Annotated in this window: 18 protein-coding genes; 7 read left to right on the top strand and 11 right to left on the bottom strand. The window is 50.3% G+C overall.

The window, feature by feature from the left end; all coding sequences use genetic code 11:
• The first annotated feature begins 368 nt into the window (after positions 1-368).
• From A9165_RS17135 to A9165_RS11395, 3 genes are all read left to right on the top strand, one after another.
• Entirely contained in the window at positions 369-908 is a 540-nt protein-coding gene (locus A9165_RS17135) for a hypothetical protein (RefSeq protein WP_255365707.1), read from the top strand.
• Positions 817-1,737 carry a reverse transcriptase domain-containing protein gene (locus A9165_RS11400; RefSeq protein WP_255365706.1) on the top strand — a complete coding sequence of 307 codons (921 nt, stop codon included), beginning with the start codon at positions 817-819 and terminating at the stop codon, positions 1,735-1,737. Before A9165_RS17135 ends, A9165_RS11400 begins: the two co-directional genes overlap by 92 nt.
• A gap of 300 nt (positions 1,738-2,037) precedes the next feature.
• Positions 2,038-2,592 (top strand): phosphoribosyl-AMP cyclohydrolase, encoded by a 555-nt coding sequence (locus A9165_RS11395; RefSeq protein ID WP_065955955.1) that lies wholly within the window; start codon positions 2,038-2,040, stop codon positions 2,590-2,592.
• Positions 2,593-2,718: 126 nt separating this feature from the next.
• On the opposite strand, the gene A9165_RS11390 is transcribed toward A9165_RS11395, so the two are convergent.
• The 4 genes from A9165_RS11390 to zigA form a co-directional block, all read right to left on the bottom strand.
• Positions 2,719-3,393, bottom strand: coding sequence for a response regulator transcription factor (locus tag A9165_RS11390; RefSeq protein WP_008606651.1), 675 nt, complete (start codon positions 3,391-3,393; stop codon positions 2,719-2,721).
• Positions 3,374-4,981: a HAMP domain-containing sensor histidine kinase gene (locus tag A9165_RS11385; protein ID WP_065955954.1), complete on the bottom strand. Its 1,608-nt coding sequence runs from the start codon at positions 4,979-4,981 to the stop codon at positions 3,374-3,376. The genes A9165_RS11390 and A9165_RS11385 overlap by 20 nt, the downstream gene beginning before the upstream one ends.
• Positions 4,982-5,061: 80 nt before the next feature.
• The gene (locus A9165_RS16615) at positions 5,062-5,205 is read right to left on the bottom strand and encodes a DUF1826 domain-containing protein (protein ID WP_008950318.1); all 144 of its coding nucleotides are present in this window, start codon (positions 5,203-5,205) and stop codon (positions 5,062-5,064) included.
• Positions 5,183-6,367: a zinc metallochaperone GTPase ZigA gene (gene zigA, locus A9165_RS11380; RefSeq protein WP_065955953.1), complete on the bottom strand. Its 1,185-nt coding sequence runs from the start codon at positions 6,365-6,367 to the stop codon at positions 5,183-5,185. Before zigA ends, A9165_RS16615 begins: the two co-directional genes overlap by 23 nt.
• A gap of 260 nt (positions 6,368-6,627) precedes the next feature.
• On the opposite strand from zigA, the gene A9165_RS11375 reads away from it, so the two are divergent.
• From A9165_RS11375 to A9165_RS11365, 3 genes are all read left to right on the top strand, one after another.
• Positions 6,628-7,014 (top strand): BlaI/MecI/CopY family transcriptional regulator, encoded by a 387-nt coding sequence (locus A9165_RS11375; protein WP_065955952.1) that lies wholly within the window; start codon positions 6,628-6,630, stop codon positions 7,012-7,014.
• Positions 7,011-8,183 carry a M56 family metallopeptidase gene (locus A9165_RS11370; protein WP_065955951.1) on the top strand — a complete coding sequence of 391 codons (1,173 nt, stop codon included), beginning with the start codon at positions 7,011-7,013 and terminating at the stop codon, positions 8,181-8,183. Before A9165_RS11375 ends, A9165_RS11370 begins: the two co-directional genes overlap by 4 nt.
• 100 nt (positions 8,184-8,283) lie before the next feature.
• Positions 8,284-9,033, top strand: coding sequence for a hypothetical protein (locus A9165_RS11365; protein ID WP_065955950.1), 750 nt, complete (start codon positions 8,284-8,286; stop codon positions 9,031-9,033).
• A 407-nt stretch (positions 9,034-9,440) separates the two neighbouring features.
• Here A9165_RS11365 and A9165_RS11355 read toward each other — a convergent pair whose 3' ends face one another.
• Both A9165_RS11355 and A9165_RS11350 read right to left on the bottom strand, forming a co-directional pair.
• Positions 9,441-9,749 (bottom strand): type II toxin-antitoxin system RelE/ParE family toxin, encoded by a 309-nt coding sequence (locus tag A9165_RS11355; RefSeq protein ID WP_065955948.1) that lies wholly within the window; start codon positions 9,747-9,749, stop codon positions 9,441-9,443.
• 5 nt (positions 9,750-9,754) lie between these two features.
• Positions 9,755-9,997 (bottom strand): DUF1778 domain-containing protein, encoded by a 243-nt coding sequence (locus tag A9165_RS11350; protein WP_008606656.1) that lies wholly within the window; start codon positions 9,995-9,997, stop codon positions 9,755-9,757.
• Between the two features lie 230 nt (positions 9,998-10,227).
• Between A9165_RS11350 and A9165_RS11345 the strand changes: the two genes are divergently transcribed.
• On the top strand, positions 10,228-10,404 hold the full coding sequence (locus A9165_RS11345; protein WP_008606657.1) for a hypothetical protein: 177 nt from the start codon (positions 10,228-10,230) through the stop codon (positions 10,402-10,404).
• Between the two features lie 135 nt (positions 10,405-10,539).
• On the opposite strand, the gene A9165_RS11340 is transcribed toward A9165_RS11345, so the two are convergent.
• Genes A9165_RS11340 through A9165_RS16800 form a run of 5 tightly spaced genes read right to left on the bottom strand, consistent with a single transcriptional unit; the run spans position 10,540 to position 15,352 of the window.
• Positions 10,540-12,219: a M28 family peptidase gene (locus tag A9165_RS11340; RefSeq protein ID WP_008950314.1), complete on the bottom strand. Its 1,680-nt coding sequence runs from the start codon at positions 12,217-12,219 to the stop codon at positions 10,540-10,542.
• Positions 12,219-13,580, bottom strand: a complete 1,362-nt coding sequence (locus tag A9165_RS11335) for a dihydroorotase (RefSeq protein ID WP_065955947.1) — start codon at positions 13,578-13,580, stop codon at positions 12,219-12,221. Before A9165_RS11335 ends, A9165_RS11340 begins: the two co-directional genes overlap by 1 nt.
• Positions 13,581-13,639: 59 nt before the next feature.
• Complete coding sequence (locus A9165_RS11330; protein WP_065955946.1) at positions 13,640-14,716, bottom strand: GTP-binding protein; 1,077 nt, start codon at positions 14,714-14,716, stop codon at positions 13,640-13,642.
• Positions 14,706-15,140 carry a TraR/DksA C4-type zinc finger protein gene (locus tag A9165_RS11325; protein WP_065955945.1) on the bottom strand — a complete coding sequence of 145 codons (435 nt, stop codon included), beginning with the start codon at positions 15,138-15,140 and terminating at the stop codon, positions 14,706-14,708. The genes A9165_RS11330 and A9165_RS11325 overlap by 11 nt, the downstream gene beginning before the upstream one ends.
• Entirely contained in the window at positions 15,137-15,352 is a 216-nt protein-coding gene (locus A9165_RS16800; RefSeq protein ID WP_138984207.1) for a hypothetical protein, read from the bottom strand. The genes A9165_RS11325 and A9165_RS16800 overlap by 4 nt, the downstream gene beginning before the upstream one ends.
• Positions 15,353-15,377 lie beyond the last annotated feature (25 nt).

Here is a 15,377-nt window from a genome sequence, read left to right as displayed (position 1 = left end):
ATGGGCGCATTCTTGGAGGTGCAAATCCTCCCATAAGCTGGCTACAGCGAATGAAGTGAAGCGCAACTGCAGAACGGCGACGGACTGTGGGGAGGAAGCGTGGAGCGAAACTGCGAGCCGATGAACAAGAATCGGATATGAGGCGTGACTGAGCAGGGCGAGCAGGCATAATTCTGCGAAGCTCTTGTAGCCAAAGCTTTGTGACGTAAATCCGGCGGTTGTGCAGTGAAGGAATGCGTTCTTACCTGGGGAGATCTCGCCTCATGCCTGAAAGGGCGACGTAGTGATACGGAGCGAGAAGTCAGCAGAGGCCGTAGTAGTGGATAACACGAAGGGCCGAACGAGAAGGAGTGTGAAACGCGTTGTTGATGAATAACGTCATGCATCAGATGTCCAAAGAGTTGAAGCGAGGTAAGCAAAAGCAAGGTGAAACCTTGTTGATGCCTACCCGTGATGAAACGGTATTCCCGCAACAACAGTTCAAACACACAGGGCAAAGCTTGCTTGAGCAGGCGCTTGCGAGGGAGAACATGCGCTTAGCGTGGCAACGCGTTAAAGCGAACAAAGGTAGCGCCGGAGTAGATGGTCTGACGATAGCACAGACGGCAGAGCACCTTAAGGTGCAGTGGCCGGCTATCAAAGCGCAGCTGCTAAACGGCAGTTATCGTCCACAACCGGTACGCCGGGTCGGTATCCCGAAGAGTGATGGCACCGAGCGCGAGCTGGGTGTCCCAACGGTGACGGACCGACTCATCCAACAAGCGTTACTTCAGGTACTGCAACCGAAACTGGACCCACAGTTCAGTGAGCACAGTTATGGTTTCAGACCTGGCAGACGGGCCCAGGGCCCAGAGCGCGGTATTAGCCGCGCAACGTTATGTGCAGGAAGGCTACCAGATAGTCGTTGATGTTGACTTGTCGAAGTTCTTTGACCGGGTGAACCATGACATTCTGATGGACCGACTGAGCAAACGGCTGGACGATAAAAGCGTACTGCATCTTATCCGGGCTTATCTGAACGCCGGCATCATGGCTAATGGCGTGGTGATAACGCGCCAAGAAGGCACACCACAAGGTGGACCGCTCTCGCCGTTGTTGGCGAATGTGCTACTGGATGAGGTTGATAAAGCCTTAGAGCAACGCGGCTATCGGTTCGCCCGTTATGCAGACGACTGCAATGTGTATGTCCGCAGTCAGAAAGCAGGAGAGCGGGTGATGGCGTGGCTGCGCAGGCTTTATGGGAAGCTGCGTTTGCAAGTGAATGAAAGCAAAAGTGCGGTAGGCAGTGTGTTTGGTCGTAAATTCTTAGGGTACAGCCTGTGGCGAACCCGAAGAGGCGAGGTTAAACGCGCGGTATCTGAAGCGGCACTGATGCGTTTCAAAACACGGGTAAAGCAGTTAACACGCCGACAGACAGGGCGCAGCCTAAGTGAAGTCATTGCTGGGTTACGTCGCTATATGCTGGGATGGAAAGGCTACTTCGGGTTATCCCAAACGCCTTACATCTGGCAGAGGTTAGATGAATGGATAAGACATCGTCTGAGGGCTATACAGCTAAAGCAGTGGCGGCATGGCAAACGCGCCTATGACATGGTGCGCAAGCTTGGCGGCTCAGAGAGTGTCGCCAAACGGATTGCCGGAAACTGCCGCAGCTGGTGGCGAAACAGCCAGATGTTACTCCATACGGTACTGACGATAAGCTACTTCGACAGGCAAGGCTTGGTGCGACTCTCCTGACCTCAACTTCTCGAACCGCCCGGTGCGGACCCGCATGCCGGGTGGTGTGGCAGGGGCCAGTCAGTTACACTGACTGCCCCTATGCCGATTTGCGCTTTATCCTAACAGTTACGCTGTTGTCAGCCTTTGCCGGATTTCATTTGCACAAGCATCGCTGGATTTTCAGGTTAATTTAATCTAAACACTGTGGCTTTTTCATCTTAGTCAGACCGTTTTGTTCATCGCAGCGCTTTAATATGCACAGCAGTTAACAACAAACTTGGTGCCTGCGGAGTCGGGCCTGACTAAAAAGGTAAAACGATGAAAACAGCAAAATTATCATTCTTTACTGCCAGTTTTTTACTGGCCGCCGCAGTGCAGGCGGCACCCGGTTATAAAAACGTCATTACCGAAGCTGAACTGCAGGCCGCACAGCAGGCCTGGGGTGAGGCGCTGATCAGTATTAGTCAGGCTTATCAGCAAGGTGGTCGCGACCAGGCGACCAGTCGGGCTCGCGAGGTACTGGATGCGGCTTATGGCTATAACCTGGGCTCGGTATTGTTTAAACCGACGCTGGCCAGCGGTGAGCAGACTTTCCGCACCAGCTACGATGGCGCCCTGGCATACTTTGTCGGCGGTAACAGCGCCTTTGCTGATGACAGTGGTTTTGCCCTGAAAGGCTGGCAAGGTTATCAGTTCCGCAATGCGGCGGTGCACATTAACGGCGATCTGGCGTTGACGATGGGGCATGTGATGCTGACCAATGCGGCCGGCGAGGTGACCACTGTCGACAAAACCTGGGGTTTTAAAAAAGATGACCAGGGGGCGCTGCGGATCGTGTTACATCATTCCTCCCTGCCTTTTAGCGCAAACTAAAGGCAACAACATCCCCTCCTGAGTTCCCATCATGGCTTTTGGCTGGTAAGGCGCCTCTGCTTACCAGCCTTTTTTCGTCCCAAAAGACCACCGCCCGTGACAGCAAACGTCAACACGCCCTAAGGTTTACTCGGCCTGCAGGCAATAGCCCAGACCGCGCCGGGTGTGTAACAGTTTTTGCGGATGGTGCTCGTCCACTTTTTTGCGCAGCCGGGCCATATACACATCCACGATATTGGTCAGCGGATCTTCGTTCAGCCCCCAAACATTGGTCAGGATCCGCTCGCGGCTGTAAACTTTACCGCTATTGGCCATCAGCAGCTCCAGGATCGCCAGCTCTTTGGCGGTAAGCAGTAAATCACGGCCAGCCCGCTGCACCCGCATAGTGTCTAAATCTAACAATAAATCGGCAACCTGCAGCTGACGGCTTTGTACCGGGCTTAAGCCCCGTTTGGCCAGACTTTCAATCCGGGCTAATAATTCCTCGAAATGAAACGGCTTGCCGAGGTAGTCATCTGCGCCACAGCGTAGACCTTTTACCCGCTCTTCAACTTCCGATAACGCCGATAGCATCAGGATGCGGGCATTAACCTGCTGGCTGCGCAATTGCTGGCACAGGGTCAGGCCATCCACCTGCGGCAGCATGCGATCCAGCACGATAATATCCGGCTCGAACTGACGTACAGCCTCCAACACATCCCGACCATTGGTAATTACCTGCGTCAGATAGCCCTCAGCCTTCAGGCCGCGGGCCAGAAAAGCGGCAACCTTATCATCATCTTCAACGATCAGAATCTTCATCATTCACTCCCGGAAACAGCGGTAAGGTTAGCGTTACGCAGGTACCACGTGGTTGGTTCGCTGACAGGCGGATACTGCCATCATGAGCTTCCATAATATCTTTAGCAATACAAAGGCCGATACCCAGGCCATCCGGCCTGGCCTGTCGGGCGGCAGCGCTGCGGTAGTGACGGGCAAAGACCTGGGCGATTTCATCCGGCTGGATCCCGATACCCTGATCCGCCAGCGTCAGCTGTAACTCGGTCTCAGTAGCACAGAATTTCAGACTCAGCGCCGGACTGTCTTTGGCATATTGCCGGGCGTTATCGACTATGATGCGTAGCACGGCAGAAAACTTTTCGTCATCGACCAACAGGTAAAGTGGGTCGGCCGTACGACCTGAAATATCAGTATGCAGTGGCACAGCGGCGGGTAACCATTGCTGTATCGTGCTGATACTTTGCTGAATAAACTGTGCCAGCGGTTTGGTATGCAGCTGTACCTGACGCAGGCGATCCTCACCGCGTGCCAGCAGCAGTAAGTCGTCAATCCGGCGGCTAAGTTGCTGACTGGCACTGAGGATCCGGCCAAAGGCGTCCTGATAGTCGCTGGTGCTTTTCGGCTGACCGCGTAAGCTGATTTCGGCCTCGCCCTGAATACTGGTCGCCGGTGTTCTCAGCTCATGGCTAATGTCCGCCAGCAGTTGCTTTTGCCGGTACTCGGCCTGATGTAACTGGTCCAGGGCCTGCTGTAACTGACTGGTGCGTTCGGCAACCAGTTGCTCGGCCGCCAGCTGGCTTTGCTTTTCGCGTTTGGCATAGTCCGCAATATAGCCGGACATCAGATTAAACTGGCGCGCCAGTTCAGCAAATTCGCCCGGGCCCTGCTCAGCAATGCGGTATTCAAAATGCCCCTGCTGCAGCTGTTTCGTGCCATCCAGTAACGATTGCAGCGGCCGGCTTAGCGCGCGCGCCAGATAAAAACCCAGCATAATCGCCAGTACCAACCCCAGCAGACTAATTAAAATGGTGGTGCGTTTGACACTTTGTACTGCACTCAGGGCATCGCTTTCGGTGCTTTGGGCCCGCTGGCGTTGTCCGACTATGGCTTGTTGCAGCAATTCTGCCAAATCGGTGTCCTGGATTTTATCAAATAAACTGATTAGCGCTGTCCAACGTTCGGCATCATCTTTGTAGCGGGCAATTTCGCGGGTTTTCAGCGCCTGCTCCAGAGTTTGCAGATTGGTTTGCAACAGTGAAATCACCTTAACCTGTTGCATAGTGTGTTGTAAGTCTGCTTCCTGACTGTGATACAGCTGATCGCGAATGGCCAGCTGCTCCAAAGTGCTCAGTTGCTGCTGCATCCGGTTGAACAGGGTATCGCGAAACTGGGTATTGGCGTCGTCCGTTAGCAGATATTCGGCCAGCCAGACTTTTAGCCGCTGTTTATCTGCCCTCAGCGAAATAAATTCCGCCAGCATCTGGTTGGCAACCCGGTTGCGTTCAGTATGGAACTCGGAATTTTGCTGCGCCCAAAACGCCATGCCTGCCTGCAGCAGGATAATGCTTAGCAGTACACAGAGCGAGACTGCCAACTTTCGTAGAAACATGCTGCGCTGCCTATCTGGTCAAGTGAGCGACCAGTATAGAGCTTTCAGCGAGGCGGATCATGAAAATCAGGTTAACGTGCTCAGTCTTGCCAAACCGGATCCAGTGTCAGTAGCAGGCGTGGTTCAGCCAGTGCCGGCGAGCGATGGCTAATGGCATAGGTGGCCATATTTTCCCAGCCACTGCCTTTAAGCAGTGCAACATCAGCCTGCTGTAGCTGCTGCACCCGGGCGTTGTTGTAACGCCAGATCGGCGATAAAGTCGTCCTTACCCGGCGCATCCTGTAATTGCTGTCGCAGGGCGGCCTGGTCGAGTTGCTGGCCAATAAACACCAGTTCCTGCCGGCAATCGCCAAAGGGATCATGAAATTGCGCCAAAATTGCAGCCTGCGATTCGGCATCGTCCGGCCACTCGTCGCGCGGCACGGCTTGCCAGAACAATCCGGCCATGCCATAGCGGGCAATGCCACCGGCCTGATGCCATTGCCAGGCGTAATCGGGGGTACTGGCTAACCAAAAATAACCTTTGGAGCGCAGTAATTTGCCGGTTGGCCAATCCTGATGTAAAAAATCATAAAAGCGCTGTGGATGAAACGGCCGCCGCGCGACAAAACTAAAGCTACTGATGCCATATTCTTCGGTTTCTGGCGTATGTTCACCGCGTAGCTCCTGCAACCAGCCCGGCGCCTGCGCTGCCTGCTCAAAGTCAAACAAGCCGGTATTGATTATCTCCGACAGCGCTACCTTACCCTGTTCCGCTAGCAATTGTTTGGCTCTGGGGTTGAGCGATTTTAAGATGGCTTGTAATTGTGCCAGCTGCGCCGCATCGACTAAATCGGTTTTACTGATCACCAGCACATCACAAAATTCGACCTGCTCAATCAGCAAATCGGCAATACTGCGCTCATCCTCTTCACCCAGGCTTTCCCCGGCACTGGCCAGATCGCGGGCTTCCTGATAATCCTTTAAAAAGTTAACCGCATCCACCACGGTCACCATGGTATCCAGCCGGGCGATGTCTGACAGCCGGCTGCCGTCTTCATGTTCAAAGGTAAAGGTTTCGGCAATCGGCAGTGGCTCGGAAATCCCGGTCGATTCAATCACCAGATAGTCAAAGCGCCCCTCTTGCGCCAGTTTGCCAATTTCCAGCAATAAATCTTCGCGCAGGGTGCAACAAATACAACCATTGCTCATCTCGACCAGCTTTTCTTCGGCACGGTTCAGGCTGACTTCTTTATTAACCTGGGCGGCATCAATATTGATTTCACTCATATCATTAACGATCACCGCAATGCGCAGACCATCGCGGTTATGCAGAATATGGTTTAGTAACGTGGTTTTACCGGCGCCGAGAAAGCCAGATAATACCGTAACGGGTAAGTGTGACATGCTATGAAAACCTGCAAAATGCTGTAATGTTATAATGTAGCAATTATGGCTCGAATACGAGGTATGTCTACAGCAAATAGATTTCGGGATGACTCTATGCAGTAACGTGTTAACAAAGTCAGAGTAAAGCTATAACGTAATGAATTTTTTTTAGGCAGTAATTAACGGATGGTAACTTATAAAATTGAACATAATGCTTGCATTTTAAGATTACAGGTGTAATCATTTGGTGATTACGGTTGTAATCTATAGGGTCATCTATGTTAGACATCAGCAATGCTGAACTGGCTTTAATGCAGGTTATTTGGCAGCGTTCGCCGTGCTCCGCCGCCGAAATAGTGCAGCAGTTACAGCAACAAAAAGAATGGCATGAAAAAACGGTAAAAACACTGCTTAACCGCCTAGTCAATAAAGGCGCACTGGCCTATGAAACTCAAGGCCGAGCATATTTGTATAGCCCGCTTATTGCAAAAACGGATTATCAACAACAGGCCAGCGGCAACTTTGTACAAAAACTGTTTGCTGGTCGAATCGCTCCGCTGGTTGCTAGTTTTGCCCACAAACATGAGCTAAGCCCAACTGATTTAGCAGAATTAAAACAACTGGTCGCTAGATTAGAGCAAGAAAAGTATGAGGATGAATCATGATGTCCTGGCTTTGGCATAGTAGCTTGTTGCTATTACTGGTGTTACCCCCCTTAATGCTGAGTCATAAATGGTTACTCAATAGATTGGGAGCCCGTAGTTGCTATTTGCTTTGGTTGGTTATACCGGTGGCGCTACTGTTGCCGCTGCTACCAAGTTTTACCTGGCATCAAGCTGCCAGCCTACCCTTGATTGAAACCCTACTAGTAAGTTCACAACATTTACAGCAAAACCTGCAAGTTCCCGGTTGGCTTAGCATGCTTACCTGGTTATGGTTGCTAGGGGTGATATTGGTAACTTTAGGCTTTGGCATTAGTATTTGGCAATTACACAAACAACTGCGGCAATGTCGTCATGTACAACACTCAAATCTAAATTATTATTTTAGTAAGCATCACTTGGGTCCAGCGATATTTGGTGTGCTTAGGCCTAGCCTGATTATACCGTCAGATTTCAAGCAACGTTTCAGTCGCGTCCAACGGCAGCTTATTTTGCAGCACGAACTGGCACATTGGCATCGAGGCGATTTACACGCTAATTTGCTGGCTAGTTTATTACTTTGCTTATTCTGGTTTCATCCGTTGCTATGGCTAGCTTATCGTCGTTACCGTGCTGACCAGGAACTGGCATGTGACGCGTATGTGCTTGAGCGTTACCCAAATTCCACAGCAACTTGCTATGCCAATGCGTTGCTTGCGGCTATGCAGCCGATGCCAAGCTCAGCTGCGGCTCTTCAACCTTTTTGTAATCAATATGGAGCAGTCTACGTTATGAAAGAGCGACTGCAACAACTTAAACAACGGCATAGTTCTAGTAAAATCCCCGCGTTATTAATACTTAGCATCATGTGTGCGGTATCTGTGCTCTGGCAACAGCCCGTTCAAGCGGATACGGCGGGCACGTTATCCAGCAATAGCCCAAGCCCTGTTGTACGTATTTACCCAAGGTACCCAATTCAAGCCGCGCAAGAGCGCATTGAAGGTATGGTACAGCTACGTTTTAATGTAGAAGCGGATGGGTCAACTAGCCAAATCGAGGTGATTCTCTCACAACCTGAGGGTGTTTTTGAAAAAGAGGCGATTCGAGCATTAGCACAATGGCGTTATCAACCTGCTGCTGATGAGCTGCCTAATCAAGGTGTGAAGGTACAATTGGATTTCGTTCTTGATTGAGATCCAGAGGGTTTCACGTTATTAACGTTGAAATGTAGATTGCTGCAACAATTCATCGACTCATCACCATCCTCATATAACTTTTTAGCCAAGGCCGATAATGAACGCAAACGTATGTGCAAAATTACAATGCATCACCCTTTGGCTGCTGCTGATCTTGATAACATTGATGACTGGTTGCGCTACCAACACGATCTATCTTCACACCTATGATATTGAACAGGAAGACATAGACAAAATAGTGACGTCTCTGAAAGAGCAAAAGTTCGAAGTGGAAGTTTTAGATCGTAACCCTCCAATACTAATACTAGGGAGTTTTATTATCTATTCCCGAGATTCAGATGATAATGGACCGCTGGTGAAGATTTTAGACACTATTGGCGAGCATGGTTACCATATTAATCTTATTGCTAAAAACAGAGTGAGGAATCACTACTACACCAAAAAAACGAATATTGGCCTGTATTTGATAAACCCACTCGCTAACTTACTTACCGCTCAACAGCAGCTGGGAATCGATGCAGCGGTTAATCTAACGGATATGGTTTTCTCAAGTGTAAACTGTACTTCACTTTTTTCTTTGGAGTTTAGAAAAGACAATACAGCGGTTATCCGCCAGACTATACCGAACAGTAACGACATGGTGACATTTAAATGGCTACAAGCCGAAGATACAATCTCCATGAATGTTGATGGTAAAGAAATAAAATACAATTTAGAGAAAAACTACAAAAGATCGGGAAATAGAACCGATCTGCTGTTAACGCTTGCTACAGGTAACGCAGTAACCCTAGGCATAACCGAACCATTCGCTTGCAAATATGAAAGCAAGATCCACCTTATTGATTAATAGCCAATGTTAAATCTTGGCACGAGCAGGCGAATAGGTACTGCAAATAATCTCTCGCCAAATGACAGGACATGCTCACCATCATAAAATACCTCTCCGGCAGCAAAGCACTCGCCGTTGGCGTCTTTTAATTTGCTTAAACCTTTGAAGTCACTTTGAGTGATTGTCGCTGCTGATTTAATTTGGCCGTTCAATTGAAAATAGTGGCTTGTCCAAATGAAAATGAAGGCTCGACTATTTGAAAGTGGCGGTGCGTCTATTTGAACGTTATGCTTTGATGTATAAACAATAATCGAATAAGTACTTTGCCAAGGGAACTGGAGCAGCAGATATGAATTAAGTTAGGTGGACTCCGCTTCACACTGTTAGGGACATAACATTGAGCGGTCAGCATTCTGACGGCGATCTTAACCCAATCGCTCTTTCAGCCGAGTCACAATATCCCGGCGTTCATGGATGATACCGATAATCACTGGTTTGGGGGATGCACCCTGTATATAAAAAATATAGTGGTATCGGTATTTTGCCACTAAAAGGTGAGGGAAAGTGCTTGAGAAAGATCTACCTGGTCGCGCTTTGGTAGCAATGGCATGGAAGGCCTCTTTAAGGCCGTCCCGGTACTGTTTCAGCATGTCGCTGCCCCAATGGTCCAGGGTATAGCGTGCCACTTCCAGCAGGTCTTGTTCTGCGTCGGCGGTAAGCACATAGGGCAGCATTGTTGTTAACCCTTTTCCCGTTCAGCCTCGGCAAAAATCTCGTCAACCGTGCGGGTGGCAAACTTACCCTGTTCGGCAGCCTGGATGCGCGGCGCCAGAAAGGTTTCCAGCGCTTTCAGGGCGCTTTCTTCATCACCATTAGGCAGTGTGCGCTCAAGTACATAGTCCTTGATGGATTTGCCTTGCAGGGCTGCGGCGGCTTTCAGGCGCTGATGCTGTGCCGGGGTAACTTCGATGGAAAGGCGCATGGGGAGCTCCTCGTCGCGATAAGGGACTTATGCCAAGTATAGGTTGGCTGTAGCAAATGTTCAATAGTAGACATTTGTTGTTTTGTTGGCAGCCAGATGAATATGGTTATTGTGCTGCCGTAAGATAAATTCAGTGCCCAGTGCTTTAATCCCGCCAACATTGATTTGTATAGCTCTTTGTAATAGCGGGTGAGTAAAGACAGGGTAATTAGATTAGTTATTGAGTCTGTTTGGCTTTTCTTTTAGGTCTGCCTGTTGATGTGATTATTGGTGTGAATGCCAAGGTGTTTGCTCAGGCGCAGGGCGTACCCTTTGTTAATGCAGCAGGTGAAGCCCTGACGCCGGCAACAATGCATTACTATTTTACTTTTGTTTCAACTTTTGTATTGGCTGCCGTTGGCGCCTAGGTGACTAAAATCATCTAATAACTCCGTTTTCTATGGGGTTATGATAGATAGATTTAGCGGTAAAGCACTGCGACAAATTGTCGCAGTGCTGGAACTACTCGGTGTGAGCCGCAGGGGACGTTGAAGGGAAGGTGCTTACTGCCTTGTTTGTCTTAATTGCTGTCCAAGCTGATAAAACTCACTTTGCGTTGACCAATTTGGCCATTGCCCGCTATTGGCTAGATCTTCCAGTACCAAATAATGCAGCTGAGTGTCTTGCAGTAAGGCACCAAAGTCCCAATCCGGGGTAAAGATATCATCCGGCGTATGGTAGCGCGCCTGAGTGGCTTGCAAAGCCGCTTCACCTACCGCTTTTCCACCCTGCAGGCTGTCGGTTCCCGGCCCCATAAAGAGTCCTGGAATACCGACCTGGGCAAAAGCAAACTGATCTGAACGGTAGAAAAAGCCTTTTTCAACTTCAGGATTGCCTATCACCACCCGTTGCTGCTTAGCGGCCTGAAATCTGACAACATCATCCAGCTCGGATTGTCCTAAACCGATGATCCAGATATCACGGGTTTCGGGCACTGGGAGTAGGGCATCGATATTAATGTTAGCGACAATCTGTGCTAATGGCACTGTGGGATTGGCAACATAGTGCTTGGTACCGAGCAAGCCTGATTCTTCCAGCGTGATCACTAAAAACAGCACTGAGCGCTCAAAACCGCCCTGAGCAACGGCTTGCTCTGCGATAGCTAACAAGGCGGCAACCCCACCGGCGTTATCAATGGCGCCATTGTAAATCGCTAGCGCCCCATCCTCTTTTGGAATGGCTCCGAGGTGATCCCAATGCGCGGTTACCACTAACCATTCGTCTGCACGGCTTTTGCCGGGTAAGGCAGCTAACACGTTATTCGAGCGGCCGGTCTGCACATCTAGCTTGATGCTGGCACTCAGCTGATGGCCTTCCAAGGCGACCGCCTGAAAACCTGGTTGGGCGGCACGGGTCTTCAGCGCCTGAAAATCTAAACCGGCGCTGGCGAATAACTGCTCAGCACCTTCAGTAGAGAGCCAGCCGATCACCGGTGTTTTGGCACTTTGATTATTGGCTAAATCAAATTGGGCGCGCTGCATCATATTTTGCACCACATTAAAGCCATAACCGGCAGCTGCGGTATCGTGCACAATTAAACAGGCTGCGGCTTGTTGCCGGGCACATTCTTCATATTTGTAGGTCCAGCGGCCATAGTAGGTCATCTCCTCGCCTTTAAATAAGGCGGGATCTTTACTGGCAAAGCCTGGATCATTTACCAGCACGATAACCGTTTTACCTTTGGCATCCAGTGCCGCGAAATCATGCCATTGATACTCGGGAGCAACCACGCCATAGCCGGCAAACATAATATCGCTGGCACTCAGATTTACCTCTGTTTGCCCGGTACGGGAGCTAACCACGATATCTGTGCCTACCTGCGGTTGCCAGCCATTAGCACTGCCGGTTAAACGGACTTGCGGCTGACCGATATTCGTGACCTGCATATAGGGTACAGCCTGAGTAAAGCTGTCATTATTACCGGCTTGTAAGCCCAGTTGTTGGAATTGTTGTACCAGATAATCGACGGTAAGAGTTTCGCCCTCGGTACCCGGCTGGCGGCCTAAAAAGGCATCACTGGCCAGTTGTTGGATATGCCGGCTTAACTGCTCAGCCTGAAATTCAACCTGTGCTGTACTTTGATGGCCATCGGCATTTTGCGACAGGCTGGGTTCGGGGGCTTTGCCGCAACCGGCAATGATTACAACCGCACTAAGTAGTGGTAGTACAAAATGTTTTTTCATCAAAACTCCTGCTCAAAGGTTTCTGCAAAACGAAAGGCTTGCCCTTGCGGCTGCCCCTGCACCTGATCACTGTGCATCACCAGTTTGCCGTTAATTAGGGTAGCAATAGGCCAGCCGGTTACTCTTGTACCATGATAGGGCGTCCAACCGACTTTACTGGCAATCCAGCTGTTGTCGATCTGACGTTGTGCCGCTAAATCAACCAGCGTTAAATCGGCATCATAGCCCACGGCTAGCCGGCCTTTGCCGATTAAACCAAAGATCCGTGCCGGATTGCTGCTGATTAAATCAACCAATCTTAATAGACTCAGGCGCCCGGCAGCAACGTGATTCAACATTATCGGCAGCAGAGTTTGTACCCCGGTCATACCGCTTGGAGAATCCGGATAGCTTCTGGCTTTCTCTGCCAGTGTATGGGGGGCATGATCGCTACCGAGGATATCGACAGTGCCATCGCTGATCCCCTGCCACAGCGCGGCTTGATGCCAGGCTTCCCGTACCGGCGGATTCATCTGTGCCAGGCTGCCTAATTGCTGATAGCAATCCGGTGCCACCAGTGACAAATGATGAGGCGTGGTCTCCACCGTAAGCCAGTGTTTAAAGGCTGCCAGATACTGCATTTCCTCCGCGGTCGACACATGCAGGATATGCAGCGGGCGCCTGGCTTGCTGGGCCAGTGCCACAATTCGTTGTGTGGCCAGGAAGGCACTTTCGCTATCGCGCCAGACTGTATGATTACGAACATCATTAGCGGTTAACGGCTTGCGTGCTCTTAAGCGCGCTTCATCCTCGGCATGGATCGCTACCCGCCGCTTACCATCCTGTAAAATGCTTAACAAGAGTTCATCTTGCTCTGCCAGTAAGTCGCCAAAGGAGCTCCCCATAAATACCTTAATACCGGCACAGCCCGGTAGCTGCTCTAATTGGGCTAATTGCCCCAAATTTGCGGCGCTGCCACCGATATAAAAGGCATAGTTGCAGTAGCTGTTTTGGGCCGCGATATCGAGTTTCGCTTGCAGGCAAGCGGCAGACAAGGTCAGTGGATTGGTATTCGGCATCTCGAAGAAGCCGGTAACGCCGCCCAACACAGCGCCTTTACTGCCGTGCGCAATATCTTCTTTATGGGTTAAACCCGGTTCACGAAAATGCACCTGCGTATCGATAGCGCCGGGTAATAGGTGCAGACCAGTGGCGTCCAATTGTTCGGTAAAGGTCCAGCCGCTGGCGCCGATAGCGGCTATCTTACCAGCAACCACCGCCAGATCTGCCTGAATGATGCCGGCCGGTGTGACCAGCTGTCCATTCCGAATCAAGAGATCGGCATGTTTTTGCTGTATTTGTTTAAGAAAAGCACTTGCCATCAAATTGCTCCTTAATAGGGAGGGGGAAGCGGCAAACACGCTGTTTCACCGCCTTGGGCTTAAAGCAAAAAGGTTTCTATGGTTCTGGCCAGTGTTTCCCGCTCGATATCATAGGTAATAAATACCAAACGGGTTTGCCGGTCAGCGTCAGGCCAGGCAGTTAAAAAGGCCGCCGGATGAAAGATATGTTGCACCCCATGGATCACCACAGGGCCGGAATGCCCCACGACATTAACAATGCCCTTCACCCTGAGCATATTCGAGCCCATTAACTGCATCAGGATATTAAGCCAGCTATCCAAGCGAGCGGGCGTAATGGCTTGTGGCAGCGTAAAGCAATGCGCCTTGATATGATCATTATGGCGGTTGGGGTCATTCTGGCCAAGCGTGGTACTGGGCGCGCTGAGACTGGCAAGTTGCCCCGGCACAGTGTCACTCAGGCTGGTCAGTGAAAAGGCGGCACTGTTTAGCCATTGCCGCAGCGGGATAGTGCTTTGCTGAGGCTCAATATGGTCAAGACTCAGCAGCGCTTGTGGTTCTAAGTTGCCTTGCTGGATGGTTCTGATCTGAGCGGTCGGATTAAGCTGCTTTAACCGTGCAGTAAGCTGTGCCAGCTCTGGTGTTGGCTCAGCTTGTAAATCGGTTTTAGTCAGTAGCAACAAATCTGCTACTGCCACCTGCTTTTGTGATTCCGGATGCCGGTCCAGGGTTGCGGCAGCATGCAGGGTGTCGAGTGTGGAAATAACACCTTGTAGCCGGTATTTGGAGGCGAGGGTAATATCCGTCATCAGGGTATGCATAATAGGTGCTGGCTCAGCCAGGCCCGTGGTTTCAATAATCACCCTATCGAAACTGCGCTCGCCCTTGCGGGAGAAGCGCCAGTGAATATCACGCAAGGTTTTAGCCAGATCGCCTCGGATGGTGCAGCATAAGCAGCCACTGGCCAATTCGATAATCGTATCGTCACTGGCATGGCTGACCAGTAAATGATCCAGGCTGACAGTGCCAAACTCATTAATAATAATCAGGGTTCTGGCCAGCTCTGGCTGTTTTACCAGCTGGTTTAATAAGGTGGTTTTGCCACTGCCTAAAAAGCCAGTCAGTAAAAATACCGGTAAACGGGTGTTATTCGTCATAAAAATGTTTCTCAGCGCCTTCGTGCAGTAGTTTGATATCGGCGCAGTATTCCGAGACCGGCCTGATAAATAAGCGCGCCAAACCAATAGGCTCACCCGTTTCCAGGCAGTAACCGAATTCCTTGCGGGCGATGCGCGTTAGCGCCTGATCAATTTTTGGTAATAGCTTACGCTCGCGATCCATAATGCGCAGGCTAAGCCTCGACTCTTCTTCATATTGCGCCCGATCAACTTCATCACTAAGCTCTGGTGGGCTACTAAGCTGCTGTTTTAGTTCATCGACATGCAACATAGTGCGTTGTTTTAAATCGAGTAAATACCCTTTAAAAAATTCGAGTTGTTCTTCATTCATATAGTCTTCGTCTGGCGAGGCGAGCAGCCTGGCATGCTGCTCTGCGCGTTGGCTCAGATATTCGGCAGTCATATCTTTACTCCTGTTGCAAGCCGGGCAACTGCATCGTGGGGATGCAAGCTGTCCTGATGCTTGAATTCAATTGAGAACATAGGAAATTGCGTGCTGGGTAAATCAATACCTTGCATACCCACATAATCTAAATCGTTCCCAGGGTTGCTAAGGTGAGCCGAGGTGATCTCAATTAGCGATGAAGGGCTGATTTCAGAGGATAGTTGCAACATAGTACGGTCTGCGAGCTGAACAATA

Origin of the sequence: Alishewanella sp. HH-ZS, assembly GCF_001704375.1 — a bacterium.
In the GTDB taxonomy this organism is placed as follows: Bacteria; Pseudomonadota; Gammaproteobacteria; order Enterobacterales; family Alteromonadaceae; genus Alishewanella; species Alishewanella aestuarii.
The sequence above is the reverse complement of the archived record's forward strand: the minus strand, read 5'-3'. Positions and strand labels throughout refer to the sequence as shown.